Source organism: Caulobacter segnis (assembly GCF_003243465.1).
GTDB lineage: Bacteria > Pseudomonadota > Alphaproteobacteria > Caulobacterales > Caulobacteraceae > Caulobacter > Caulobacter segnis_A.
In genome coordinates this window covers 14,273-38,548 of record NZ_QFQZ01000045.1, presented here as the reverse complement: position 1 = coordinate 38,548, position 24,276 = coordinate 14,273, and the positions used below count along the sequence as shown (strand labels likewise).

Genomic DNA, 24,276 nt, shown 5'->3' with positions numbered 1-24,276 from the left:
ACGACCAGGTCGACGCGACCGAGGTCATCTGGCGGTTCTTCAACCGCCACACCCGCTGAGTACAGAGGTCCTGTTGGAGTAGAGCCGATGCATCGCCGTCACTTGATGAAGTCCGCGCTGGCCGCCTCGGTCCTGCTGCCGGCGGGACGGGCCCTGGCCGCCTTGGGCGAGGAGACCAAGGATCCGTTCCAGCGGGCGTTCTTCTACGCCTTTCCGCTCTATGAGCAGGCGCGGATCGAGCAGGAGCGGACGGGAGCGGTCGGTCAGCCCGGCAAGCTGAACGTCATCTCGCACCGGTCCCAGCTAATGGACCACAACTCCCACCAGGTGACCGCGCCCAACAACGATACGATCTATTCGTCGATCTTCCTGGAGCTGTCGGGCGGTCCGGTCGAGCTGGCCGTGCCTAGTTCGACGGACCGCTACTTCTCTCTAGCTTTCATGAGCGCCTTCACCGACGTGTTCGCCTATGTCGGCACGCGGGCGACCAAGGGGCAGGGCGGTCGGTTCTGGATCGTGGGGCCCAACTGGAAGGGCGCGGCGCCGGCGGGCGTCGGCCTGATCCGCGCCCCCAGCAATGACGTCTGGGCTTTGATGCGCGTTTTGGTGGATGGCCCGGCTGACCTGGCCGCCGCACGGGCTTTCCAAGGCGGGCTGACCTTGAGCGTCCCGACGGATCGTCCGCCGCCGCGCGCCTTCGCGGCGGCCGCCGTCGATGTGAACGATCCCGTCCGCTTCCTGGCGCTGGTCAACGAGGTCATCGCCCGATCGCCCGGCGGGGGCGGCCAGTTTCACCGCGCGCGCCAGTTCGCCGCCCAGGGTATTGGTACGCCGGGCCTACCGTCGCGGGCGGTGCTGGACCAATGGCGGGCGACGATCCCCGGCGCGTTGGAGGTCCTGCGCGAGACCTTCCGCTTCCGCGACTACGCGGTCGGCGGCTGGAGCTATCAGCCCCCCGGAATCGGCGACTTTGGGACCAACGACCAACTGCGCGCCGCCGTGGCGCTGGGCGGCATCGCGGCGTTGGGCGAGGAGGAGGCGATGTACTTCCACGCCAATTTCGACGCCGCCGGCCAACCGCTGATGGGCCAAACGCCCTATCGCTGGCGGGTGCCGCCCGGAGGCGTGCCGGTTGACGCCTTCTGGTCCCTAACCATGTACGAAGTCACGCCCGAGGGACGCTACTTCTTCACCGACAATCCGATCGGCCGATACGCGATCGGAGATCGCACGCCTGGCCTGATCAAGGATGCTGACGGAGCGTTCGAGATCCTTATCCAGCGCGAGCGTCCGGTTGGGGCGATGGCGGCGAATTGGCTTCCCGCGCCTAGCGGACGCATGCGCTTGGCGCTTCGCGCCTATCTGCCGCGCCGCGAACTTAGGACGCGGTCTTGGAGAGTTCCCGCGCTCACACGAACCTAGATGCGAACGTAGCGTTTCTGGAGGTGAACCAAGGAGAGCAACTGGCGCGACGCGCTGTCTCCAAAGCACTATAATCTTATGAGTAGTCCACCCCGCTTGATGCGGTGTTGACTGCTGGCGGGGGTCTCCGAGCGACCGGCGAAGTGGGGCGGGGGCGGGCGAATGCGCGCCCTTGGTCCGGGATTGGCCAGACTGTCACGCGCCTAGTCCGCGTCCTCGGGCAGGGTCTTTTGGACCATGACCACGGAGGCGCCGGAGCGCTCGAGAAGCTCCCACTCCTCGCGGGTCAGGAGCTTGGCGGTGTCGATGTGCATGAGGATCGCTTCGGTTTTGCCCGCCGCGAAATCGGCCGCCATCTGGGCGAATTCAGGCTCGGCGCTCACACCGCGTCTCCTCGCTTGGTTAGGGCGATCATCGACCCGCATCGCGGGCGAGTCCACCCGCGCCGCGCCTGAAACCAAGCTGGCTGGTCGTCCAGGCGAGGAGCGGGCGGCCGCGTGCGGGCTCGCGTCCGTGTCGGCCTAGCCGAAGCGGGTGTTGAGCAGGTCGGCGAGCCTGGCCCCGGCCAGGGCGACCTGGGTCTCGCAGGTCTGGCCGGCCTCGACGCGGTAGCGGGTGGTCAGGACATAGGGCCCCTTGGCCGGCCCGATCGGGTCGACATACGCCTTGGTTCGAGCCAGCTGGTAGCTTTCCTTGAGCCAGGCGTCCGGATCGTTGATCGCGCGCTGTGACGCAGGAGCCTTGGGCAGTTTGCCCGCTGCGGCGATCACCGAGCCGTAGTCCTGGCTGGTTCCGACCCCATAGTCCCAGAATTGATGCAGCTTCTGGCCCTTGCCGCATTGGCCGGTCTTGCAGACGAAGACGCCGTTGCCGCCATTGTCGCCGCGTTTCTTGGCCTGCGAATAGCGCGAGGTCGCGTGTAGCGGCTGGTGCATGTCGCCGACCAGATGGGCCAGCCAGACGAGATCATAGGATTGGACGTCGTCATCGCCGCTGGGCGCCAGGGTCGCGCCAAAGAGCTTGATCCGTTCGATGGCGTTGACCGCCGGGGCCGGCGGGACCGGCGTGGCGTCGATCGAGAAGGCGATATTGGTGAAGTGCCAATAGGCGTGAACATAGGGATCGCTGTAGCCGACATTGTCGTCGGCCTGCGGGACGGTTGGATCATAGCCGTCGTCCTGGTGGGTGCTACGGATGTCGTCGGGCCAGGTCGCCGCGTTCATGAACGCCACCTTGTCGGCGAGTTCGGCGGGCACGCCCTTCACCCAGTCGCCATAGTTGGGGTTCTTGCGCAGCAGCGCCGCGGCCCGGGCCTTCGCCTTCGGCGTCATCTCCTCCCAGGCCACGGCCGCCACCATCATGTGGCCGCGGCCATTCCAGGCCTGGGCTGGGGCGCTGGCCAACAGGCTCGCGCCAAGGCCGATCGCCAGCATCGTCGTCTTCATGTCCATTCCCCCCGGAAAGTCGCGCCTTAAATACCATCGTTCGGTGAAGGTTTCGAGGCCGGACCTCATCGGTTGAGCGGGGTAGGGGCGTTGGCGTCTCGCCAGCGACCGGATCTGACGTGGCGAGGGGTCACTTTGCCTTGGCGCGGCGCCTCGGCTTTTGATCCGCCGCCTACGAGGAGGCCATGGCCCCAGACCGTTTTTCCGCCCTGGCCATGGCCATGGGCCCCGGCGTTCACCAGCGCGCCATCCTCGAGACCGTGCAGTTTCGGGCCGGCGGCCAGGCGTTCGCGACCCTGGGCTGGCCCGCCGAGGGCTGGGCGGTGGTCAAGATCGCGCCAGTCCGCCAGGCCTGGGCCCTGGCCCTGAGCGAGGGCCTCGCCCCCGAGCCGGGCCGGCGGCGCAAGGCCGGCATCATCCTGGTCCGGCTGTCGGGGCTCGACGAGGGCGTCGCGGCCGAGCTCTTGGCGGCCGCCTGGTCGCACGCCCAGGGCCCGGCGCGTCGCGGCGGCCGGGCTGGCGCGCCGTCGCCCTCGGTCCAGGTCCTCTCCGCCTAGCCGCCGGTGTTCGGCGAGACCGCCGATCGCCTGTCTTTCCACGCCAGGGCGCGATCGGCCGATTTGGCTGTTGAGCCGCGCGCTTTTGCGGTCCTCTTAGTCATCCCCGTCAGCACGGGGATGTTTCGTGGACCTTTCAGCCGCCCAGACCAGTCTCGCCCGCAGCCGCCAGATGCTGCGCACCGCCCTTGGCCCCTTGCTGCTGGCGCGGCTGCAAGACCCCGGCGTCGCCGAGGTCATGCTCAATCCCGATGGCCGCGTCTGGCTCGACCGCTTTGACGTCGGGCTGGTCGACGCGGAGCTGACGATCACCCCCAGCGACGCCGAACGCATCCTGCGGCTGGTGGCCCACCACGTCGGGGCCGAGATCCACGCCGGCCGTCCTCGGCTTTCGGCCGAACTGCCAGGCTCTGGCGAGCGCTTCGAAGGGCTCTTGCCGCCGCTGGTCGCCGCCCCGGCCTTCGCCATCCGCAAGCCGGCCAGCCTCGTCTTCACCCTGGCCGACTATGTCCGCGCCGGGGTGATGGACGCAGCGCAGGCCGGGGTGCTGGCGGACGCCGTCGCCGCGCACCGCAACATCCTGGTCGTGGGTCCCACCTCGAGCGGCAAGACCACCCTGGTCAACGCCCTCCTGGCGGTGATCGCCGAGCGCGGCGACCGCGTGGTCCTGATTGAGGACCTGCCCGAGCTGCAATGCGCCGCCCCCAACCAGCTGGCCCTGCGCACCGCCGAGGGGCTGGCCAGCCTCGCCGACCTCGTGCGCGCGTCCTTGCGCCTGCGGCCCGACCGCATCGTCATCGGCGAGGTGCGCGGGGGAGAAGCCCTCGATCTCGTCAAGGCCTGGGGCACGGGCCATCCGGGCGGGGTCAGCACCCTGCACGCCGGCTCGGCGCTGGGGGCGCTGATGCGTCTGGAGCAGCTGATCCAGGAAGCGGTGGTCAAAGCGCCCCGCGGGCTGATCGCCCAGACCCTCGACCTTATCGCCGTGCTGCACGGGCGCGGCCACCAGCGTCGCCTCGTCGAGCTTGTCCGCCTGGAGGGCCTTGCCCCCGGCGGCGACTACCAGCTGAGCCCCGCCTGACCCCTCAAAGCCCGTCCTCATTTTCCGGAGAAATCAGATGTCTATGCGACAAACTTCATCCTATCGCGCCCGCCTCTTGGCCGGCTCGATGCTTGAACGGCTAGGCCATCTTGGCCGCCTGGGATCCTTGGCCTTGGTCGGCGGGCTGGCCGGCGCGATGGCCGGCTCCGGCGCGCGGGCGGCCGGCTCGTCCATGCCGTGGGAAGAGCCGCTGCAGCGCATCCTCGACTCGGTCGAAGGCCCGGTGGCCAAGATCATCGCGGTGATCATCATCATCATCACCGGCCTGACCCTGGCCTTCGGCGAGACCTCTGGCGGCTCGCGCAAGCTGATCCAGATCGTCTTTGGCCTGTCGATCGCCTTCGCCGCCAGCTCCTTCTTCCTGTCGTTCTTCTCGTTCGGCGGCGGAGCCCTGGTCTGATGGGGGCCGCCCAGGGGTTTGCCGCCCCCGTCCATCGGGCCCTGACCGAGCCGATGCTGCTGGCCGGCGCGCCCCGCGCCATCGCCCTGGTCAACGGCACCCTGGCCGCGGCCCTGGGCCTTGGCCTGCGGCTGTGGATCGTCGGGCTGCTGGTCTGGCTGATCGGCCATGGCCTGGCGGTCTGGGCCGCGCGGCATGACCCCCAGATCGTCGAGGTCGGCCGCCGTCACGTACGTCTGCCGGCCCATCTGGAGGTCTAGCCGGTGCTCGACCTTCGCGAATATCGCCGCCGGCCGGCCCTGCTGGCCGACTATCTGCCGTGGGTGGCCCTGGTCGCCCCCGGCGTCGTTCTCAACAAGGACGGCGGCTTTCAGCGCAGCGCGGGGTTTCGGGGTCCTGACTTGGACAGCGCGACCGACACCGAGGTCGCCGCCGTCGCCGCCCGGCTGAACGGGGCCTTGCGACGCCTGGGCTCGGGCTGGGCGATCTTCGTCGAGGCCCGGCGCGATCCGTCCGCCGCCTATCCGGCCAGCGTCTTTCCCGACCCGGTCTCGGCCCTGGTGGACGAGGAGCGGCGCGCCGACTTCGTGGAAAGCGGCGAGCACTACGAGAGCCGCTTCTTCCTGACCCTCAGCTATCTGCCGCCGGCCGAACGGCGCGGAAGGCTCGAGCGACTGTTCGTCGAAGGGCGAAGCGGCGGCGAGATCGATTGGCGCGCGCAGCTGGCCGCCTTCATCGATCGCACCGACCGCTTCCTGGCCTTGCTCGACGGGCTGATGCCAAGCCTTGGCTGGCTGGACGACGCGGCGACCTTGAGCCTGCTGCATGGCGCGGTCACCACCACCCGCCAGCGCGTGGCGGTCCCGCAAACCCCGATCTATCTCGACAGCCTGCTGGCCAGCCAGCCCTTGGCCGGCGGTCTTGAGCCGCGGTTGGGCCGCGCCCACCTGCGGGTCCTGACGATCATCGGCTTTCCGCCGGCGACGACGCCGGGCTTGCTGGACGACCTCAATCGCCTGGCCTTCGCCTACCGCTGGTCGACCCGGGCGCTCTGCCTCGACAAGACCCTGGCCACGGGGGTCTTGAGCAAGATCCGCCGCCAGTGGTTTTCCAAGCGCAAGTCGGTGCTGGTGCTGCTGCGCGAGGCCCTGACCCAGGAGTCCTCGGCCCTGGTCGACAACGACGCGGCCAACAAGGCCAGCGAAGCGGACCTGGCCCTGCAGGACCTGGGCGGCGACGCGATCGCCTACGCCTTTGTCACCGCCAGCGTCGTGGTCTGGGATGACGATCCGGCCCGCGCCGACGCCAAGCTGGCCTTGGTCGAGAAGGTCATCCAGGGCCGCGAGCTCACCGTCATCCGCGAGAGCGTCAACGCCGTCGAGGCCTGGCTCGGCACGCTGCCTGGCCACGTCTACGCCAATGTCCGCCAGCCACCGCTGTCGACCCTGAACCTCGCTCATCTGGCGCCCTTGTCGGCGGTCTGGGCCGGACCCGAGCGCAACGCTCATCTGGATGGCCCGCCGCTCTTGATCGCCCGCACGGCCGGCTCGACGCCGTTTCGCCTCAGTCTGCATGTCGACGATGTCGGTCACGCCCTGGTCGTGGGGCCCACCGGCGCGGGCAAGAGCGTGCTTTTGGCCATGCTGGCCCTGTCGTTTCGGCGCTATCGCGACGCCCAGGTCTTCGCCTTCGATCACGGCGCCTCCAGCCGCGCGGTCGCGCTGGCCATGGGCGGCGATGTCCATGACCTCTCGGGCGAGGCCGCCGCCGCGCCCAGCCTGCAGCCGCTGGCGATGATCGACGCGGCCGAGGAGCGCGCCTGGGCGGCCGACTGGCTGGCGGCGATCCTGGCTCGCGAGGGCGTCGTCCTCACCCCGGCCGTGCGCCAGCACCTATGCGCGGCGCTGGGGAGTCTCGCCGGCGCGCCGGTGGCCGAGCGCACCCTGACGGGCTTGGTGGCGCTCTTGGCCAGTCCGCCGCTGAAGGCCGCGCTCGCGCCGTTCGTGCTCGGCGGGCCGCATGGCCGGCTTTTGGATGGCGCGGGCGAGCAGCTGGGGGAGGGGACGGTTCAGGTGTTCGAGACCGAGGGCCTGGCCCGCGTGGCGGCCGCGCCGGCGGTGCTGGCCTATCTTTTCCATCGCATCGGCCGGCGGCTCGATGGTCGCCCGACCCTGATCTTGATCGACGAGGGCTGGCTGGCGCTCGACGACCCGGCCTTCGGCGCCCAGCTGCGCGAGTGGCTGAAAACCCTGCGCAAGAAGAACGCCTCGGTGGTCTTCGCCACCCAGTCCCTGGCCGATGTTACCCAGAGCGCCATCGCCGCGACGATCATCGAAAGCTGCCCGACCCGGATCTTCCTGCCCAATCCGCGCGCTCTCGAGCCGCAAGGCGCGGCCGGCTACGCGCGGTTCGGGCTTAACGACCGCCAGATCGAGATCCTCGCCCGCGCCACCCCGGCCCGCGACTACTACCTGCAGTCCCGGATCGGCGACCGCCTGTTTGACCTCGGTCTTGGGCCCGTGGCCCTGGCCTTCTGCGCCGGCTCGTCCAAGGCCGACCAGGCCCTGATCGGTGAGCTTCTCCAGCGCCACGGCCAAGCCGGCTTCGCCGCCGCCTGGCTGCGCGTCAAGCACCTGGCCTGGGCCGCCGACCTCCTGCCGGGCGGATCGGCCGCACCGGTCAGTTCTTCACCGGAGACGTCGTCATGATCCTCAACCGTCGCCGCCTGGCGGCTGTCGCGGCCGCGAGCCTGCTGGCCGCGCCGCTCGTTCCTGGCGCGGCCCTAGCCCAGTTCACGGTCTTTGATCCGAGCAACTACGCCGAGAACGTGCTGCAAGCGGCCCGAGCCCTGCAGACCGTCAATAACCAGATCACCTCGTTGCAGAACGAGGCCCAGATGCTGATCGGCCAGGGGAGGAGCCTGGCCAGCCTGCCGTACTCGTCGCTGGCGGCCCTGCAGGCCCAGCTCGATCGCACCCGGGCGCTTTTGAGCCAAGCCCAGGGCCTGGCCTATGACGTCTCGAAGATCCGCGAAACCTTCCGCACCCAGTACGGAACCGTGGATGTGTCGGTGACGGATGCGGCCCTGACGCAGCGGGCCGACGCGCGCTGGGGCGCGGCGGTGGCGGGCTTCCAAGACGCCCTGAAGGTCCAGGCCGGCGTCGTCGGCGGCATGGACGCCAGCCGCGATCAGCTGGCGGCCCTGGTCGGCCAAAGCCAGGGCGCGGTCGGCGGCCTGCAAGCCGCCCAGGCCGGCAATCAACTCCTGGCGCTGCAAGCCCAGCAACTGGCCGACCTTCTGGCGCTCAGCGCCGCCCAAGGACGAGCCCAGGCCTTGGAAGCCGCCGATCGCGCCGCCGCCCGCGCCGACGCCAAGGCCCGCTTTTCCAAGTTCATGGGGAGCGCCGGCACGCCGTGACCAAGGCCCTGGTTTGGGGGGCAGCCCTCGTCATCCTCCTGGGCGCCGCTGTCTTGGCGGGCGGGGCGTCCCAGCCTTCATCGGTCGCGCAGCGGGCACTTGCGCCGCGTGATCCAGAGCTGGCGCGCTGCCAGGGTCTCGGGGAGGCCGGAAGCCAGGACGCGCGCTGCCGGGCGGCTTGGGCCTTGGCCCGCAAGCGCTTCTTCGGCGGGGCCGCGTCATGAGCGACGTTGGCGTCATCGAGCGCTTCTTCGACACCTTCAACCGCTACCTCGACAGCGGCTTTGGCTTGCTGGGCGGCGAGGTGGCGTTTCTCTCCACCACCCTGGTGGCGATCGATGTCACCCTGGCGGCGCTGTTCTGGGCCTGGGCGTCAAACGAGGATGTCCTGGCCCGGCTGATCAAGAAGACCCTCTATGTCGGGTTCTTCGCCTTCCTGATCGGCAATTTCCAGGCCCTGTCGTTCATCGTGCTGAAGAGCTTCTCGGGGCTGGGTCTGAAGGCCTCGGGGGCGGGGGTCTCGGCGGAGGATTTCCTGCGGCCGGGCAAGCTGGCGGCGCTGGGCGTGTCTTCGTGCAAGCCGCTGCTGGAAGCGGCCGCCGAGCTGGGCGGCTTTCCGGGGTTCTTCGAGAACATCGTCCAGATCGTCATCCTGCTCTTGGTGGCGCTCTTCGTGATCGTCGCCTTTTTCGTTATCGCCGTGCAGGTCTTCGTGGTTTTGATCGAGTTCAAGCTCGTCACCCTGGCCGGCTTCGTGCTCGTGCCGTTCGGGCTCTTTGGCCGCACCGCCTTCCTGGCCGAGAAGGTGCTGGGCAATGTCATCGCCAGCGGCGTCAAGGTCATGGTGCTGGCCATCGTCGTCGGCATCGGCTCGTCGCTGTTTTCTGAATTCACCCGGCAGGCCGGGGGGCAGCCGACCCTGGAAGAGGTGCTGGCCATGGCCTTGGCCGCCCTGACCTTGCTGGGGCTGTCGATCTTCGGCCCCGGCGTGGCCTCGGGCCTGGTGTCGGGCGCGCCGCAACTGGGGGCCGGGGCGGCGGTCGGCACGGGGCTGGTGGTTGGCGGCATGGCCATGGCCGGCGCGGCGGCCGCCCAGATGGCCGCTGGCGGTCTTTCCGGGGCCGGGGCGGCCGCCGCGGCGGGCGCTGGACGCGCGCCGCCCGCTGGACCCGCCCCGTCTGGACCCGCCCCGTCTGGCGGCCCGCCGCCCAATCCGCCGCCCAATCCAGGGCCCAATCCAGGGCCAAGCGATGGCGGGGCCGGGGCGTCGCGCGGCGGAGCCTCGCCGCCGACGGGCGGCGGCCCCATGGGGGAGGGCGGCGCCAGCGGACCGGGCGCGTCCGCCAAGCCGGAGGATCCGTCCGCGCAACCGGCCTGGGCGCGGGACCTTGAGCACCGCCAAGCCTTGACCCATGGCGCGGCCATGGCCGTCCACGCCGCCGGCAGCGGCGATGACCACGGCGCGGGCGCCGCGCCCAGCCTTTCGGAGGATCGATCATGAGCCCGCTCAAGGGACCTGCCCGCTATGGCGCGACACCCGCGCCCGAGACCCCCCACCAACGCGCCGGCCAGGCCTGGGACGAGCGTCTGGGCTCGGCCCGCGTCCAGGCCTTCCATTGGCGGCTGATGGCGTTGGGTATCTTGGCGCTCAGCGCCGGCCTGTCGGCGGGCCTTGTCACCCTGTCGCTGCGCGGCGGCGTCACCCCCTGGGTGGTCGAGGTCGACAAGCTGGGCGAGGCGCGGGTCTCCGCCCCCGCCGTCCAGGGCGCGCGCGCCACCGATCCGATGATCGCCTGGACCCTGGCGCGCTTCATCACCGACGTGCGCACGGTGTCGACCGACCCGGTGTTGATGCGGCAGGCCTGGCTTAGGGCCTACGACTTCACCTCGACGCAAGGGGCGGCCGCCCTGTCCGACCATGCCCGGCGGGCCGATCCGTTCAGCCAGGTCGGGCGCGCCCAGACCATCGTGGCGGTGACGAGCGTGGTGCGCGCCTCGCCCGATAGCTTTCGCCTGGCCTGGACCGAGCAGCGCTTCGAGGCCGGCCAGCTCCTGGCCACCGAGCGCTGGACCGCCATCCTGACCGTGACCATCAAGTCGCCGCGCACCGCCGAGGGCCTGCGCGCCAATCCGCTCGGCGTCTTCGTCACCGCCATCGCCTGGTCCCGGGAGTTTGGCGCATGACCGGCCTTGTCGCGCGCGCGGGCCTGGCCTGCGCGCTCCTATCCTCCAGCGCTCTGGCCGAGCCGGCACCCGATGCGCGTTTGGCCGCGCCGGCCGGGATGAGCGCCTATGCCTGGGCCGAGGACGCCGTCTATCCGCTGACCGCCACGCCGGGCCGCATCACCGACATCGTGCTCGAGCCCGGCGAGAGTCTGGCGGCCACCGGGGCGATCGCGGCGGGGGACACCGCCCGCTGGGTGATCGGCGACACCGCCAGCGGTCTTGGCCCGGCGCGGCGCGTCCATGTGCTGGTCAAGCCGACGCAGGTCGGACTGGCGACCAACCTGCTGATCAATACCGACCGGCGCACCTACCATCTGGAGCTTCGCGCCTCGGGCCGGACCTGGCAGGCGCGGGTCTCGTGGAGCTATCCGGACGCGGCGGCGCCGGTGCTGGTCTCCGCGCCACCGGCGCGGCCGAGCCTCGATGTCTCCGCCGTCAACCGCGCCTACCGTATCGAGGGCGACCATCCAGCCTGGCGACCGGTCGCCGTCTTCGACGACGGCCAGCGCGCCTATGTCGAGTTTGGTCCGGGCGTGGTGCTGGGCGACCTGCCGCCGCTCTATCGCGTGGGCGAGGACGGCAAGAGCAGCCAGCTCGTCAACTATCGCGTCGAGGGACGGCGGATCGTTCTTGATCGCCTGTTCGACCGGGTCGAGCTGCGCTTGGGGATCAAGCGCCAGGCGCGGCGGGTGAGGATCATTCGTCTGGCCAGCGCGCCGGAGGTCTTGCGATGAGCGGCGAGCGCACCCCGGCCGAGGAGGCCATCGCCAAGTCGCTGCGGCTTCGCGGCACGCCCGCGCCGGTGGCCCGGATCTCGCGCCGGGCCCTGGTCGTCACCAGCGCCATCGTCGCCGTGGGCCTGTTCGCCGCGGTCGGCTGGTCGATGCTCGACCATCGCCGAGTCCCGCCGAAGGTCGAGGACGCCCCGCCGGTCGCCACCCCGTCCGAGCGGGTCACGGCCCTGCCCAAGGGCTATGCCGGACCGGCCGGGGTTCCGGTCCTGGGGCCGCCGCTGCCGGGCGATCTGGGCCGGCCGATGCTGGCGGCGGAGACGGCTCGGCGAGGGGAGGCGGCGCCGGGGGAGACCGCGCCCTTGCCGCCGGTCGATGCGGGCATGGCCGCGCCCGCCCCGGGCCTGGCCGATGCGGCGCGCGAGGCGCGGGCGGCGGCGCGGCGCGCGGCCGTGGAGAGCGGTCTCTTCGCGGCCGGACGCGCCGGCCAGGCCCCGACCGCCGTGGTTTCACCCACTGCGGCGAGGGTGGCCGGGCCCGATCCGCGCACCACCAGTCTCGAGCGCCTTCAGGATCCGGCCTCGCCGTTCCTGCTGCAGGCTGGGGCGGTGATCCCGGCCGCCCTGGTCACCGGCCTGCGCTCCGATGCGCCGGGTCTGGCCATCGCCCAGGTCACCCAGGACGTCCACGACAGCCTGGGCGGCGGCGTCCTCTTGATCCCAGCCGGGGCGCGGCTGGTCGGTGACTATGAGGCCGAGGTCAAAGCTGGCCAGAGTCGGCTACGGGTCAGCTGGAGCCGCCTGATCCTGCCGTCGGGCCGCTCGATCGTGCTGGGCCAGTTGCCGGCCGCCGACGCCCAAGGCCTGGCGGGCCTGCAAGACGGGGTCGATCGCCACGGCGGCCGGGTCCTGGCGGCGGCCGCCTTGAGCACGGTGCTGGCGATCGGGGCCGAGAGCGGCGCGTCGCGCGAGGCGTCCGATCTTGTCCGCGCGATCCGGCGCGGCGGGGCCGAGGCGGTGAGCGATGTCGGCCGCCAGGTCGTGGGTAAGAGCCTCGACCGCGCCCCGACCCTGACCCTTCGTCCCGGGACGCCGCTGCGCGTCCTGCTGACCAAGGACCTCGTCCTGGAACCCTACCGTCCCTGACCTTTTTGGAGCTCGCCGATGAACAAGCTGAAATTGGGTCCCCTGGAGGACGAAACTCCCGTGAAGGTCAGCCTGGACCTGCCCGCCGGCCTGCATCGTGATCTTGTCGCCTACGCCCAGGCGCTAGCGGCCGAGACCGGCGGCAAGGCGGCCGAGCCGGCGCGGCTGGTCGCCCCGATGCTGGCGAGATTCATGGCTACCGACCGCGCCTTCGTGCGGGGCCGCAAGCCGCGCGGCGGCTAGGCGCGGCGTCAGTCTCAGGCGGGGCAGGGTGGCCCCTGGCCAAGATCGTCGCTTGCGCGTTAAGCTTGTGTCCGGAGGGGTGATGCGACCAAACGATGAGCCAAAGCCGCGCGCCAAGGTGCGGTGGGGCGAGCCGATCGCCTGGATCGGCTGTCTGATGGCCGCCGTCCTGCCCACCGCGGTGCTCACGAGCTTTGTGCAGGCTGTCGATCGCGCCGTCTGGCCCGGCTTCACGCCGCTGATCTATGTCGGGATGTTCACCGCCATGGTGTTGCTGATCCGGCCCTGGAGCCTGCGCTAGGCGCGGCTTGGCTCGACTCGGCCCGGGCGGTTAGGAAAGAGCCATGCTCGCCCGTCTCGCCGCCGTCGTTGTCGCCCTGCTGGGCCTGGTGTTCGCGCCTTGTGGGGCCTTGGCGGGCGCCCAGGCCGGCGTCTCGGCCGGCGCGCCGTTGCGCGTGGCCACCTGGAACCTCGAACATCTCTCCGAAGACGGCGCCCAGGGCTGCAAGCCGCGCACCGATGCCGACTACGCCCTCTTGCGCGCCTATGCCGAGCGGCTCGACGCCGATGTCGTCGCCTTCGAGGAGGTCGAGTCGATCAAGGCCGCGGCCCGGGTGATTGATCCGGACAGGTACCAGCTCTTCATCGAGGCCAGGCCGCCCGGCGATCGTTTCCCGTGCCGCGGGCTTGAGGGCCGCACCCTGACCCGCCAGGCCGTCGGCTTTGCTATTCGCAAGGGCATCGCCGTGGTCCGCGCCCCGGACCTGACCGACCTGCAGCTGGGCGATCCCAACCTGCGCGGCGGCGTCGATGTGACGATCCGCGCGCCCGGCCACGCGCCGCTGCGCCTGCTGGCCGTCCACCTCAAATCCGGCTGCTTCTCGGGCGACAAGGGCGACGCCTGCCAGACCCTGATGCGCCAGGTTCCGATCCTCGAGGCCTGGATCGACGCCCGCGCCGCCGAGGGCCTGCGTTTCGCGGTGCTGGGCGACTTCAACCGCCGGCTGGCCCGGCCCGGGGATCTGGTTTGGCGCGAGATCGACGACGCCGAGCCGGCCAACGCCGACCTGGCCTTGGCCGAGGGGACGGCGACGCCGCGCTGTGATCCGCGCTATGGCGAGTTCATTGATCATATCGTGCTGGACGCCCGCGCCACCCGCGATCTCGTCGGCTTCGAGGAGCAGGCGTTCGCGGCCGGCGAGCGCGGCTCGGACCACTGTCCGGTGGCCGCGCGGCTGAAGTGAGCCCGGCCGACCAGGACCTGGAGGCGATGGCGGCGGCCCTGGAGGCTAGTGGCCGTTACCGCGTGTTGCGGCGTTTGGAGGGACCGCGCACCTTGAGCGGCGAGCCGGTCGGCCAGCTACGCCAGGGGATCATCCTGGATCTGGAGACCACGGGCCTCGATCCGGCCAAGGACGAGATCATCGAGTTTGGCCTCGTGCCCTTCACCTATGACGCCGGCGGCCGCATTTTGTCGGTCGGCGAGCCGTTCTCGCGGCTGCGCCAGCCGTCTGGCCCGATCCCGGCCGAGATCACCCAGCTGACCGGCCTGACCGATGAGGCGGTGGCCGGCGCGGTGGTCGATCCGGCCGAGGTCGAGGCCTTCATCGCCGAGGCGGCCCTGATCATCGCCCACAACGCCAGCTTCGACCGCCGCTTCGCCGAGGCCTTCTGTCCAGCCTTTGCCCGGAAGCCCTGGGCCTGTTCCTACAGCCAGATCGACTGGAAGGCCTGCGGCCTCGAAAGCGGCAAGCTGGCCTTCCTGGCCTCGGCCTACGGGTTCTTCCACGACGGCCATCGCGCCCATCACGACTGCCTGGCCACCCTGGAGATCCTGGCCTCGCCCTTGCCGGGGACCGACGGCTCGGGCTTCCAGGCGCTCCTGGTCTCGGCCCGCAAGACCTCGGTGCGGATCTGGGCCGAGAACGCGCCCTACGACTTCAAGGACGTCCTCAAGGCGCGCGGCTATCGCTGGAACGGCGAGCCGGGGCCAAGTCCGCGGGCCTGGTGGATCGATGTCGACGCCGCCGACCAGGCCGCCGAACTGGCCTTCCTGCAGGCCGAGATCTATCGCGGCGAGGTTCATCTCCCGGTTCGGCGCATCACCGCCTTCGAGCGGTTCTCGCAGCGCGCCTAGCGGGACCCGCGACGTCGCGTCGCTGTCTTTTGGGCAGGGCCGCCGTTGACTCTCGGCGGGCGTGGCGCGAGAACAAAAAGAGAACTCGGAGATCGCCATGCCGCCCCCACGCGCTCAATCGCGCGCGAGACCGCACGCCCGTAAGCCAAGGGTCTATCTGCGCGCCATCGCCCGCCTGACCAGGGTCGTGACCCATGAGGGCCACGGTCGCGGGCGGGTGGAAAAGACCCTGCATTTCCTGCTGCACACCGAGCGCGGCCTCAACGCCCGCGCCGACTATGTCGCCGCCGAGCACGTGCCGCCGTTCGAGGGCGATGTCGCCTGGTTCGAGGTCGAAAAGGTCGAGCGCGGGGAGGGCCATGCCTGGCCCTGGTGGCGGGCGGTGCGCCAGGTGGAGCCGCCGGCCGATGCCTGAACTCAGCGACCAGCAGCGCCGCAAGCTGATGGCGCTCGATCCCAAACTGGCCGCCGCGCGGCTTGTCGATCTGCTCGAGCGCCAGTGCGAGCTGTCGTTCCGCTGCCTGGCCTGCGGGGCGACCAAGACCTGGCGGCGCGACACCATGCTGGGGCGGGCCAGGCCGCTCTTGGGCCTGACCCTGGCGCAGATCCAGCGCCGCACGCCCTGTCCGCGCTGCGGGGCGCATCTGGCCCAGCTGACGGTCAGCGGCGTCTGGGAGGCGGGGGATCTGGCCGAGCGCCTGCGCTGGCAGGTGATCGACGCCCTGCGCGCCGCCGGGGTTGATCCGGTGGCCCTGGGCTATGGCTGGCGCCCCGATGGGCGCGGGCGGGTCTGACATGGCCGAGATGGATCCGCGCACCGGCAAGCTTGATCGGCTGACCATCCGCTGCGCCTGCGGCTACAGCGTCAACTGGACCAAGCAGGCGATCCTCGCCAAGGCCGGACCCTGGCGACGGCCGGCGGAGCTTGCCCGCGCCCTGCGCTGCAGCGTCTGCGGGGCCAAGGGCAAGGCCAGGATGGACCCCTCCTGAGGCTGGGGGCTAGCCGCCGGCGTCGGCCAGGGCCCGCCCGCGTCGGCGAAGCTCGGCGGTGACCGCCTGGGCTATGTCGGGGCCGCCCTCGAAGGTCTCGGGGCGCCGTTCGGCCTCGGCCGCCAGGCGCGCGTAGTCGTCCGGCGTGCTGGGCGCATATTCCTCGAGAATCTCGGCGACCAGGAAGGCCGCGTCGTCGGAGAGGAACGGCGGGGCGTCGTCATTGCTGGGCCGGGACATCGGGCAAGACTAGCGGGCCAGGCGCCGTCCGACTAGGCTGGGGCCATGTCCGACAGCCAGCCCGACGCGGCCTTCTTCATCCTTGCTCACGATCCCTCGCTCTGGTCGCTGCCCTGGGTGGCGCGGGCCGATGTCGCCCCGGCCGAGGGCGGCCCCGAGGGTGAGATGCTGGTGCGCCTGTGGTTTCGGCGCGAGGCCAATCCCGAGGTCGTCTCGTCGATCGCCCCGGTCGCGCCCAACCGGCCCCACGACCTGGAGGCCTATAACCAGGGCCACGCCCCGCCGACCGTCTTCTGGCATGTCCACCCGCGGCTGGAGGCCTATGAGGTCGAGTATGACGAGGACGACGGGTCCCACTGGTGGGCGCGTCTTTGGCTGAAGCCCTGAGCGGGGCGGCTCATGTGCAACCTCTATAGCCTCGAGACCGGCGATCTCTTCAGCCTCTGGCAAAAGGTCTTGCGCCTGCCGGTGGTCTGGGAAGGCCAGGCCTCCAACTTCGAGCCGCGTCCCGAGATCAAGATGACCGAGACCGCGCCGATCGTGCGCCATGTCGAGGGCCAGGCGGTGGTGTCGATGACCCCGTGGGCCTGGCGCGCGCCCAGCGGCAAGCCGGTGTTCAACTATGTCAGCGAGCGCCACGACTTTTCCCGTAGCGACCGGGTGCTGATCCCGGCCGATGGCTTCTACGAGTTCACCGACGCCTTGCCGGGCCAAAAGCGCAAGACCCGCTGGAAGTTCACCATGCCGGCGAGCCCGGTGTTCTGGATCGCCGGGATCGTCAAGCAGGGCTGCTGGACCATGCTGACCACGGAGCCCGGAGCCGACATCGCGCCCTATCATGACCGCCAGATCGTGGTCTTGGCCGCCGAGCAGGGCCGCGATTGGCTGGATCTGACCCGGCCGCAGGCGGAGATCCTGCGCGCCGCCCCGGCCGGGACCCTGGCCGTGGCCCGCGACTTCCCGCCGCCCGATCTTTTCGGGTAAAGGCTTGGCCATGAGCCAGGACCCGCCCGAAGTGCGGCCGACCTGACCGGCCGCGCCGGCCCTAGGCTTTGGGTTCGAGGTCCAGATAGGGCCCGCCCTGGCCCTCGTCCTCGCGGCGGTTTTGCACCTTGTTGTCGCGCTGGCTGCTGATCAGCACCGACACCCCGCGATAGCGGATGCCGATGATGGTGTTGACGCAGGTGGTCGGCAGATCCGCCTGGGACATCCTCACCCAGGTCCCCGAATGGAAATTGATCGCTCCGGGCAGCAGGGTCTCGTCGCTGCCTTGCGCGGCTTCGGCGGCCATGGCGTCCAGCATCGCGTCGATCTCGTCTCGGGTCATGGTGGCGGGCTACGCGATTCCCCAGGGCGGGGGACGGGGCGGCCATCAAAGCGTCACAGGAAGTGAGAGATCATCCCCAGGTCTTTTTGGAGGAGGGATCCCATGCGCAAGACCATCGCCCTGGCCGCCACCCTGGCGCTCGCCCTTTCGGCCGCCGGCGCCAGCTTCGCCGCCGCGCCGTGCCGCGACGCCAAGGGCAAGTTCATCAAGTGCCCGGCCGCCGCCGCCCCGGCCAAGCCGGTCAAGTGCAAGGACGCCAAGGGCAAGTTCGCCAAGTGCGGGACGCCCGGGGCCAAGCCGGTCGCCTGAGGCGAAAGGCGCTGGGCGCGCGGGGAGGGTCTTTTGGGCCGCTCGCCGCGGCCCTCGAGGGCTTGGGGCGCCGCCCCCGGCGCGCTTCGGACCCGCTTCCGCCCAGCTTCGGCCGCCTGACGGCGGCCTGCAGCCGGGTCCCCGCGAAGCGGGCGCCTCCGCTTGCACCCCCGGTCTCGCCGACGGGCAAGGGTTCGTAGTGACGAACCCCTGCCTTGAGGAGAGGGACCATGACCCAAGCCTTGGAGACGCTTGAACCGCGCGTCTATGTCGCCTGTCTGGCCGCCTATAACAGCGGCGTGCTGCACGGGGCCTGGATCGACGTCGAGGACGAAGATCAGGTGTTGGCGGCGATCGCCGCCATGCTGGCCGCCTCGCCCACGGCCGGGGCCGAGGAATATGCGATCCACGATTACGAGGATTTTGGCGGGGTCGAGATCGGCGAATACGCCGCCATCGCCCGGGTGGTCGAGATCGCCACCTTCCTGCGCGCGCGCGGGGCGCTCGGCGCGCTGGTGCTGGCCGAGGTCGGGGGGGATTTGGAGGCGGCGGCCGCCGCGCTCGACGACCAGTATCACGGCGTCTTCGCCAGTCTGGCCGATTGCTTCCAGGAGCTGACCGAAGAGACCACGGCCATTCCGGAGACCCTGCGGCTCTATATCGACTACGAGGCCATGGCCCGCGATGCGCGGCTCAATGGCGAGGTGTTCACCGTCGAGACCGGGCCGGGCGCGGTGCATGTGTTCTGGAGCCGCTAGGCGGGGAGGGCGCTCTAGGGCTTCTCCAATCGCCAAAGCTTGGTCTGCGACCCGACTTCAGCCGGCACGTCGATCCGGAGGACCCGACATTCGTGGGTTCGCCCCGGAGCAAAGCCGGGCGGCGCGACGACAGACCTCCAGATCACATGGCCACCACCGTCTTCGGCGATGACGGCAAGGCGGCGAAGGGGCATGCCAGGCGCGCGCCGGCACAACCATCCGCGCAGGGTATGGCCGCCCTCGGCGGAATGCTCGAAGCCAACCGTCTTCAAGACGAACGCGCGGCTTCCGATGTCGCCGACGACGATGTCGACAGGCGGCGCGGACTGCGAAAGCGCCAGGGCCAGGGCAAGAGCTGTGGCGGTCATTGCGTCGCCTCCTCTTCGGAAAGCCAAAGTTCGTGAGCGTCGAGGGCCAGTCGGAGCAGCGCGCCTTGGGCGGCGGCGCGGGCCGAAACCTCGCTGCGGCGTGCATCGAAAAGCTGACGACGGGCCGCCAGCACATCCGTCAGGTCTCGCTCGCCAAGGGCGTAGGCGCGCTGAACCCGATCGGCGGCCTGGGCGGCCGCCGCGGTCGCCTGGCTGGCGCGCGCCCAGGCCGCGAGACCCGAGCGCGCCTTGGCCACGTCGTTGCGTCCCTCGGCTTCGACGTTGCGGACCACCATCCGGTAACGCGCCTCGGCGGCGGAGGCTGACGCGGACTGGCGCTCGGCCGTGGCCGAGCGGCCGACGCTTCCGAACGGAATGCTGACGGTGATCCCGGCGCCGGTCTCGGCGCCGCCACGCTCGTTGAAGACCCGAAGGCCGACGGTCGGATCGGGGCGCTGGTCAAGGCGCGCTCGCCGCGCCAGGGCGCTGTCGCGGTCCGCCAACGCCTTGGCGATGGTGATCTCATGGCTGCGCGCGATGACCACGGGGATCCAGTCGTCCAGGGCGCGTGTCGGCGCCACCGGTTCGGAGAGGGACGGGGCGCGCGGCGGAGCCAGGCCGGGGTACAGCATGTCGATCGCCGAGCGCGCGGCCTCGGCGCGGCCTTGGGTTTCGGCCAGGGTCGCCTGGGCGCGCGCCAAGGCCGCCTGCGCCAATTCCAGCTCGAGCTGGGAGGCGTCCTTCAGTTCGACCCGCCGCCGCAGCGCCGCGACTTCTCTTTCGTCGACCGCGATTTCGTCGCGATCCACCAAGATGCGGGCCTCGGCCTCCAGCCATTCGATCCAGAGTCCGGCGAGGCGCAGCGAGGCCTGGTGGCGCGCGTCGTCCACGCTGTCGCGCGCCGCCAGGGCGCCGGCCGCGCCGGCCGCCAGGTCCATCGCCCGCTTGCCTGGAGAGCGCAGAGGGCGACTGGCCTGCACGGACCATTCGGCGAAATCACCTTCGCCCCGGATCCGGCGGCGGTCGCTCGAGAGACCGATCGTCGTCTCGTAGGCGCCGGCGGCCAAGCCGCGCTGTTCGGCCTCGGCGCCGCGCTGCAAGGCTCGGGCCTCGGCCAGTTCGGGCGAAGCCTCCAGTGCCGACAGAATATGCGCGTCGCTGGGCAGAAAATCCGGCCGGCGCCAACCAGCGTCGGCGGCGATCGCGGGCGAGGCCAGGGCGAGGCCGGCCGCGGCGGCGAGAAGAAGGGCTTTCACGATCAAGCCTCCAGCACCGCCGCGCCGCGCTCGACGCCAAAGCGGCGATAGAGGATGGGCAGCAGGATCAGGGTGAGCAGGGTGGAGGTCACAAGGCCTCCCACCACGACGATGGCGAGTGGGCGTTGGATCTCGGAGCCGGGGCCCGTGGCGGTCAGAAGCGGCACTAGGCCCAGCGCTGTGATGCTGGCGGTCATCAGCACGGGCCGGAGCCGGCGGCGCGCCCCCTCGGTGACGGCCGTCGCCACGTCGCGGCCCCGTTGGACCAGTTCGTTGAAGTGGGAGACCAGCACCAGCCCGTTGAGAACCGCGATCCCGAGGAGAGCGATCAGTCCAACCGAGGCCGGAACCGACAGATACTCGCCCGAGATCCACAGGGCCACGATCCCGCCGATCATGGCGAACGGGATGTTGGCCAGGATTAGAAGCGACTGCCGCGTCGACTTCAGGCTGATGAACAGAACCAGGAAGATCAGGCCCAGAGCCATGGGCACCACCACGCCAAGCCGGGCGGCGGCGCGCTTCTGGTTCTCGAACTGCCCGCCCCAGGCGATGCGGTAGCCGGGGGGCAGGGGGACGTCGCGGGCGACATTGGCCTGGGCTTCCTTGACGAAGCCGACCAGGTCGCGCCCCTGGACATAGGCCTGGATCACGGCGAAGCGGGAGGCGTTCTCACGATCGATCTTGACCGGCCCCTCCCGCCGGGCGATCCGCGCCACGTCACCGGCGCGCAGCAGGCCGCCGTCCGGCGTGGCGATCTGGGCCTGCTCGAACAGGGCGGGGTCTTCGCGAAGATCCCGAGGACCGCGCACCAGGATCGGCGTGCGTTTGCCCTGCTCAAAGACCACTCCGGCCTGGGCGCCTTCGAGCTGGGCGCGCAATTCCTGCTGCAGGGCCTCGGCCGAGAGCCCGGCGCGAACGGCCGCGGCGCGATCGACGTCCAGCTGGAGATAGGTCACGCTGTCGCCGGCGACGGTGTAGACGTCGGACGCGCCGCGCGTCTTCTTCAGGGTCTCCTCGATCCGCCCCGCCAGCTCGCCGAGCGTCTTGAGGTCCGGGCCAAAGACCTTGACCGCCAGGTCGCCCCGGCTGCCGGTCAGCATTTCCGAGACGCGCATCTCGATCGGCTGGGTGAAAGTGGCTTCGACGCCGGGGAACTGGGCGGCGACCTTGCGGATCTCCTCGGTCAGCCAGGCCTTGTCCTTCTTGCGCCAATCCTTGCGGTCGGCCAGCACCAGGAAGCTGTCGGTCTCGTTGAGGCCCATGGGGTCTAGGCCCAGCTCGTCGGAGCCGACACGGGCGACGATCCGCTTGACCTCCGGCACCCGCGCCAGGATCGCGCGCTGCACGGCCATGTCTTGCCTGGCGCTGGCGTCGAGATTGATCGAGGGCAGCTTGGCCAGCTGCATCAGGATCGCGCCCTCGTCCATGGTCGGCATGAAGCTCTTGCCGATCAGGACATAGGCGATCGCCGCCAGGACCATGCCGCCGCCGGCCGCCGCGAAGACCGGCTTTGGACGGGCCAGGGCGCGGGCCAGTTGCCGTTCGTAGAACGGCCCGATCCGGCGCATGATCCAAGACTCCTTGTGGGGATGAGCCTTCAAGAGCAGCGAGGCCAAGACCGGGATCACCGTGAACGACAGCAGGAGCGAGGAGCCAAGCGCGAAGACGATCGTCAGGGCCACCGGCGCGAAAAGCTTCCCCTCCAGGCCCTGCAGGCTGAGCAGCGGGAGGAAGACCAGGCAGATGATCAGCACGCCGGAGGTGACTGGCGCGGCGACCTCGGCCACGGCCTCATAGATCACGTGCAGCCGGCGCGACCCGGTCATGGCCGGGTTGTCGAGGCGCTCCACGGTATTCTCGACCACCACGACGGCCGCGTCGACCAGCATGCCGATGGCGATGGCCAGGCCGCCCAGACTCATGAGGTTGGCCGACAGGCCGAACGCCTTCATCAGCAGGAAGGTGGTCAGCGCCGCCAGGGGCAGGGTCACCGCCACCACCGTCGCGGCCCGAAGGTCGCCGAGGAACAGCAGCAGCAGGATCACGACCAGGACGGTGGCCTCGACCAGGGCCTCGTTGACCGTGCCCGTGGCGCGCTCGATCAGGTCGGAGCGGTTGTAGAATGGACTGACGGTGACGCCCTTGGGTAGGGAAGGTTGAAGCTCCTTGAGGCGCGCTTCGACCGATTTGACGACCGTCTTGGCGTCGGCGCCTCTCAGGGCGATGACGATGGCCTCGGCGGCTTCGCCGCGGCCGTTCTCCGTGACTGCGCCGTAGCGGGTCAGGGCGCCTTCGCTGACCTGGGCCAAGTCGCCGAGCCGCGCGGCGCCGCCGCCGGGCAGGGAGACGGCCGTATCGCGCAGGTCATCCAGGGTGGTGATCGCCCCGGCCACGCGCACGACCAGGGCTTCCTCGCCCTCGTTAAGGCGGCCCGAGCCGTCGTTGCGATTGGACGCGGGAATGGCGTCGACGATCGCCTGGGCGGTCAGGCCCGAGGCGGCGAGCGCCGCCGGGTCGGGCGACACCTCGAAGGTCTTGGCCCGGCCGCCCAGCACATTGACATCGGCGACGCCTGGAAGGCCGCGCAGGGCTGGACGGATCGTCCAGTCCAGCAGGGTGCGCTTCTGCTCCAGGGTGAGGCCTTCGCCCTCAAGGGTGAACATGAAGACGTCGGACAGCGGCGTGGAGATGGGCGACAGGCCGCCGCTGACCCCGGCGGGCAGGGCGCCCATGGCGTTCGACAGGCGTTCGGCGGTCTGCTGGCGGGCCCAGTAGACGTCCGTGCCCGGCGCGAAGTCGATCGTCAGGTCGGCGATGGCGTACTTGGCCGTCGAGCGCAGCATGGCCTGCTTGGGGATGCCCAGGAGTTCCATTTCCAGCGGCGTGATGACCTGGCTCTCGACTTCCTCGGGGGTCATGCCCGGAGCCTTGAGGATGATCTTCACCTGGGTCGGCGAGATATCCGGGAAGGCGTCGACAGGCAGCTTCAGAAAGGCGTTGGCGCCCAGCCCGACCAAGGCGATCGCCAGGACGGCGGCCAGCAGGCGCTGCGAGAGCGCAAAGGCGATGAGCTTGCGCATCCTAGTGACCCAGCGCCGACTTCAGCTGGGCGGCGCCCGAGGCCGCGACGCGAGCGCCGCTCGCCAGGCCGGTGACGGCCGCCTCCGCGCCAGCGGCGCCCAGCACGGTGACCGGGCGGGCCTCGTAGCCGGCGGCGGCTTTGACGAAGACGCGCGCCCCGCTTGTGTCCTGCACGAGCGCGCCGCGAGGGATGACCTGGGCGCCGGCGGGAGCGGGGCTGAGCACGATCACATTCACCGTCTGGCCCGGCGCGAGACCGGCGCCGGTGTTCAGTTCGGCTCGCAGGGGCAGGGAGCGGGTCTTCGGATCGATGCTGCCGCCCAGGGCGACGATGCGGCCGCCGACGTCGCCAACCCGCACCGGATAGCCCACCTTGAGTTTGCGGGCGATCTCTGGCGAGACGCGCGCCTCGACCCAGAGCCGGTCGGCGCTGTCCAACGTCACGGCCGGCGCCATGGCGTCGAGGCCGCCGCCGGGCTGGGCGGTGAGGGCCGCCACCCGTCCGGCGGTGGGCGCGCGCAGAACGTATTCGCCGCTCGTCCCACCGGCGCCGGACAGCAGGCGACGACGCTCATTGACCATGGCGCGGGCCTGGGCGAGGCGGGCCTGCGCCTCCTCGGCGCGGGCGCCGGCGATCACGCCTTCGCTCGCCAGCTGTTGCAAGCGGCGCGCCGAAGCCTCCGCGACTCGCAGTTCGGCTTGGTTCTGGACGAGCTCCGAGGAAACCGACAGCGCGTCTCGGCTGAACAGTGTCACCAAGGGCGCGCCCGCCCTGACCGTCTGTCCCTCGAGAACATGGACGCGCATGACCGTGCCGGCGAACGGCGCGGCCACCACGCGGCGACCGTTGAGGGGAGGGGTGACGACGCCGGGCAGAGCGGCCACGGGGGCCTCCGAGGTCGGCTTGGCGACGGCCAGGACGATGCCCATCGCCTTCTCCTGCGCCGCGCTCAAGGTCACGGGCGCGGCGGCGAGTGCGGACGTCGTCGAGAGCGCGGCGACAAGCGCAGCGGCGGCTAGGGGGCGAGCAGGGGGCATCGGCTCCTCGGGAGGGCTTGAAACCCGTCCCTGATGCGCCACCAGCCTGAAGCCTGTCTGAAGCGAAGCTGAAACGAACC

31 protein-coding genes are annotated in these 24,276 nt (G+C 70.6%); 23 read left to right on the top strand and 8 right to left on the bottom strand.

The features are described from left to right. The first annotated feature begins 87 nt into the window (after window positions 1-87). Window positions 88-1,422, top strand: coding sequence for a DUF1254 domain-containing protein (locus tag DI526_RS14360; RefSeq protein WP_304279213.1), 1,335 nt, complete (start codon window positions 88-90; stop codon window positions 1,420-1,422). 203 nt (window positions 1,423-1,625) lie between these two features. Here DI526_RS14360 and DI526_RS14355 read toward each other — a convergent pair whose 3' ends face one another. Together DI526_RS14355 and DI526_RS14350 are read right to left on the bottom strand one after the other, a co-directional pair. After that, on the bottom strand, window positions 1,626-1,805 hold the full coding sequence (locus tag DI526_RS14355; protein WP_304279212.1) for a hypothetical protein: 180 nt from the start codon (window positions 1,803-1,805) through the stop codon (window positions 1,626-1,628). A 138-nt stretch (window positions 1,806-1,943) separates the two neighbouring features. Then, window positions 1,944-2,867: a S1/P1 nuclease gene (locus DI526_RS14350; protein WP_304279210.1), complete on the bottom strand. Its 924-nt coding sequence runs from the start codon at window positions 2,865-2,867 to the stop codon at window positions 1,944-1,946. Window positions 2,868-3,052: 185 nt separating this feature from the next. On the opposite strand from DI526_RS14350, the gene DI526_RS14345 reads away from it, so the two are divergent. From DI526_RS14345 to DI526_RS14260, 18 genes are all read left to right on the top strand, one after another. Continuing rightward, complete coding sequence (locus DI526_RS14345; RefSeq protein WP_304279207.1) at window positions 3,053-3,424, top strand: hypothetical protein; 372 nt, start codon at window positions 3,053-3,055, stop codon at window positions 3,422-3,424. A 172-nt stretch (window positions 3,425-3,596) separates the two neighbouring features. Further along, window positions 3,597-4,505 carry a P-type conjugative transfer ATPase TrbB gene (trbB, locus tag DI526_RS14340; protein WP_304279219.1) on the top strand — a complete coding sequence of 303 codons (909 nt, stop codon included), beginning with the start codon at window positions 3,597-3,599 and terminating at the stop codon, window positions 4,503-4,505. 43 nt (window positions 4,506-4,548) lie between these two features. After that, complete coding sequence (locus DI526_RS14335) at window positions 4,549-4,926, top strand: TrbC/VirB2 family protein (RefSeq protein ID WP_369692029.1); 378 nt, start codon at window positions 4,549-4,551, stop codon at window positions 4,924-4,926. Then, on the top strand, window positions 4,926-5,186 hold the full coding sequence (locus tag DI526_RS14330) for a VirB3 family type IV secretion system protein (protein ID WP_304279201.1): 261 nt from the start codon (window positions 4,926-4,928) through the stop codon (window positions 5,184-5,186). Before DI526_RS14335 ends, DI526_RS14330 begins: the two co-directional genes overlap by 1 nt. Window positions 5,187-5,189: 3 nt before the next feature. After that, a complete protein-coding gene (gene trbE, locus DI526_RS14325; protein WP_304279198.1) occupies window positions 5,190-7,634 on the top strand; it encodes a conjugal transfer protein TrbE in 2,445 nt (814 codons plus the stop codon). Then, entirely contained in the window at window positions 7,631-8,344 is a 714-nt protein-coding gene (gene trbJ / locus DI526_RS14320; RefSeq protein ID WP_304279195.1) for a P-type conjugative transfer protein TrbJ, read from the top strand. Before trbE ends, trbJ begins: the two co-directional genes overlap by 4 nt. Then, on the top strand, window positions 8,341-8,568 hold the full coding sequence (trbK-alt, locus tag DI526_RS14315) for a putative entry exclusion protein TrbK-alt (protein ID WP_304279193.1): 228 nt from the start codon (window positions 8,341-8,343) through the stop codon (window positions 8,566-8,568). The genes trbJ and trbK-alt overlap by 4 nt, the downstream gene beginning before the upstream one ends. Next, window positions 8,565-9,845 (top strand): P-type conjugative transfer protein TrbL, encoded by a 1,281-nt coding sequence (gene trbL, locus DI526_RS14310; RefSeq protein ID WP_304279191.1) that lies wholly within the window; start codon window positions 8,565-8,567, stop codon window positions 9,843-9,845. Before trbK-alt ends, trbL begins: the two co-directional genes overlap by 4 nt. Further along, window positions 9,842-10,528, top strand: a complete 687-nt coding sequence (gene trbF / locus DI526_RS14305) for a conjugal transfer protein TrbF (protein ID WP_304279186.1) — start codon at window positions 9,842-9,844, stop codon at window positions 10,526-10,528. Before trbL ends, trbF begins: the two co-directional genes overlap by 4 nt. Continuing rightward, on the top strand, window positions 10,525-11,304 hold the full coding sequence (gene trbG, locus DI526_RS14300; RefSeq protein WP_304279183.1) for a P-type conjugative transfer protein TrbG: 780 nt from the start codon (window positions 10,525-10,527) through the stop codon (window positions 11,302-11,304). Before trbF ends, trbG begins: the two co-directional genes overlap by 4 nt. Then, the gene (locus DI526_RS14295; protein ID WP_304279180.1) at window positions 11,301-12,446 is read left to right on the top strand and encodes a TrbI/VirB10 family protein; all 1,146 of its coding nucleotides are present in this window, start codon (window positions 11,301-11,303) and stop codon (window positions 12,444-12,446) included. Before trbG ends, DI526_RS14295 begins: the two co-directional genes overlap by 4 nt. 18 nt (window positions 12,447-12,464) lie before the next feature. Next, a complete protein-coding gene (locus DI526_RS14290; protein ID WP_304279176.1) occupies window positions 12,465-12,689 on the top strand; it encodes a DUF2274 domain-containing protein in 225 nt (74 codons plus the stop codon). Between the two features lie 82 nt (window positions 12,690-12,771). Then, entirely contained in the window at window positions 12,772-12,990 is a 219-nt protein-coding gene (locus DI526_RS14285; RefSeq protein ID WP_304279173.1) for a hypothetical protein, read from the top strand. A gap of 43 nt (window positions 12,991-13,033) precedes the next feature. Beyond that, window positions 13,034-13,933 carry an endonuclease/exonuclease/phosphatase family protein gene (locus DI526_RS14280; protein WP_304279170.1) on the top strand — a complete coding sequence of 300 codons (900 nt, stop codon included), beginning with the start codon at window positions 13,034-13,036 and terminating at the stop codon, window positions 13,931-13,933. Continuing rightward, on the top strand, window positions 13,930-14,826 hold the full coding sequence (locus tag DI526_RS14275; protein WP_304279167.1) for a 3'-5' exonuclease: 897 nt from the start codon (window positions 13,930-13,932) through the stop codon (window positions 14,824-14,826). Before DI526_RS14280 ends, DI526_RS14275 begins: the two co-directional genes overlap by 4 nt. 97 nt (window positions 14,827-14,923) lie before the next feature. Next, window positions 14,924-15,241, top strand: coding sequence for a hypothetical protein (locus DI526_RS14270; protein ID WP_304279164.1), 318 nt, complete (start codon window positions 14,924-14,926; stop codon window positions 15,239-15,241). Next, the gene (locus tag DI526_RS14265) at window positions 15,234-15,620 is read left to right on the top strand and encodes a hypothetical protein (protein WP_304279162.1); all 387 of its coding nucleotides are present in this window, start codon (window positions 15,234-15,236) and stop codon (window positions 15,618-15,620) included. The genes DI526_RS14270 and DI526_RS14265 overlap by 8 nt, the downstream gene beginning before the upstream one ends. Before the next feature lies 1 nt (window position 15,621). Beyond that, entirely contained in the window at window positions 15,622-15,816 is a 195-nt protein-coding gene (locus tag DI526_RS14260) for a hypothetical protein (protein ID WP_304279160.1), read from the top strand. A gap of 9 nt (window positions 15,817-15,825) precedes the next feature. Here DI526_RS14260 and DI526_RS14255 read toward each other — a convergent pair whose 3' ends face one another. Beyond that, window positions 15,826-16,056: a hypothetical protein gene (locus tag DI526_RS14255; protein ID WP_304279158.1), complete on the bottom strand. Its 231-nt coding sequence runs from the start codon at window positions 16,054-16,056 to the stop codon at window positions 15,826-15,828. A 45-nt stretch (window positions 16,057-16,101) separates the two neighbouring features. Here DI526_RS14255 and DI526_RS14250 point away from each other — a divergent pair, with 45 nt between their 5' ends. Further along, window positions 16,102-16,443: a hypothetical protein gene (locus DI526_RS14250; RefSeq protein ID WP_304279155.1), complete on the top strand. Its 342-nt coding sequence runs from the start codon at window positions 16,102-16,104 to the stop codon at window positions 16,441-16,443. A gap of 12 nt (window positions 16,444-16,455) precedes the next feature. Further along, entirely contained in the window at window positions 16,456-17,040 is a 585-nt protein-coding gene (locus tag DI526_RS14245) for an SOS response-associated peptidase family protein (RefSeq protein WP_304279151.1), read from the top strand. 61 nt (window positions 17,041-17,101) lie between these two features. On the opposite strand, the gene DI526_RS14240 is transcribed toward DI526_RS14245, so the two are convergent. After that, on the bottom strand, window positions 17,102-17,383 hold the full coding sequence (locus DI526_RS14240) for a hypothetical protein (protein ID WP_304279148.1): 282 nt from the start codon (window positions 17,381-17,383) through the stop codon (window positions 17,102-17,104). Window positions 17,384-17,485: 102 nt separating this feature from the next. On the opposite strand from DI526_RS14240, the gene DI526_RS14235 reads away from it, so the two are divergent. Both DI526_RS14235 and DI526_RS14230 read left to right on the top strand, forming a co-directional pair. After that, window positions 17,486-17,692: a hypothetical protein gene (locus tag DI526_RS14235; RefSeq protein WP_304279146.1), complete on the top strand. Its 207-nt coding sequence runs from the start codon at window positions 17,486-17,488 to the stop codon at window positions 17,690-17,692. Window positions 17,693-17,922: 230 nt separating this feature from the next. Further along, on the top strand, window positions 17,923-18,450 hold the full coding sequence (locus DI526_RS14230) for an antirestriction protein ArdA (protein ID WP_304279143.1): 528 nt from the start codon (window positions 17,923-17,925) through the stop codon (window positions 18,448-18,450). A gap of 14 nt (window positions 18,451-18,464) precedes the next feature. Here the strand turns inward: DI526_RS14230 and DI526_RS14225 are convergent, their stop codons facing one another. From DI526_RS14225 to DI526_RS14210, 4 genes are read right to left on the bottom strand one after another with little or no spacing between them, the layout of a single operon-like run. Continuing rightward, window positions 18,465-18,818 carry a hypothetical protein gene (locus DI526_RS14225; protein WP_304279141.1) on the bottom strand — a complete coding sequence of 118 codons (354 nt, stop codon included), beginning with the start codon at window positions 18,816-18,818 and terminating at the stop codon, window positions 18,465-18,467. After that, window positions 18,815-20,074: a TolC family protein gene (locus DI526_RS14220; RefSeq protein ID WP_304279138.1), complete on the bottom strand. Its 1,260-nt coding sequence runs from the start codon at window positions 20,072-20,074 to the stop codon at window positions 18,815-18,817. Before DI526_RS14220 ends, DI526_RS14225 begins: the two co-directional genes overlap by 4 nt. 2 nt (window positions 20,075-20,076) lie before the next feature. Continuing rightward, on the bottom strand, window positions 20,077-23,157 hold the full coding sequence (locus tag DI526_RS14215) for an efflux RND transporter permease subunit (RefSeq protein WP_304279136.1): 3,081 nt from the start codon (window positions 23,155-23,157) through the stop codon (window positions 20,077-20,079). Window position 23,158: 1 nt separating this feature from the next. Further along, on the bottom strand, window positions 23,159-24,196 hold the full coding sequence (locus DI526_RS14210; RefSeq protein WP_304279133.1) for an efflux RND transporter periplasmic adaptor subunit: 1,038 nt from the start codon (window positions 24,194-24,196) through the stop codon (window positions 23,159-23,161). Between the last annotated feature and the right edge of the window lie 80 nt (window positions 24,197-24,276).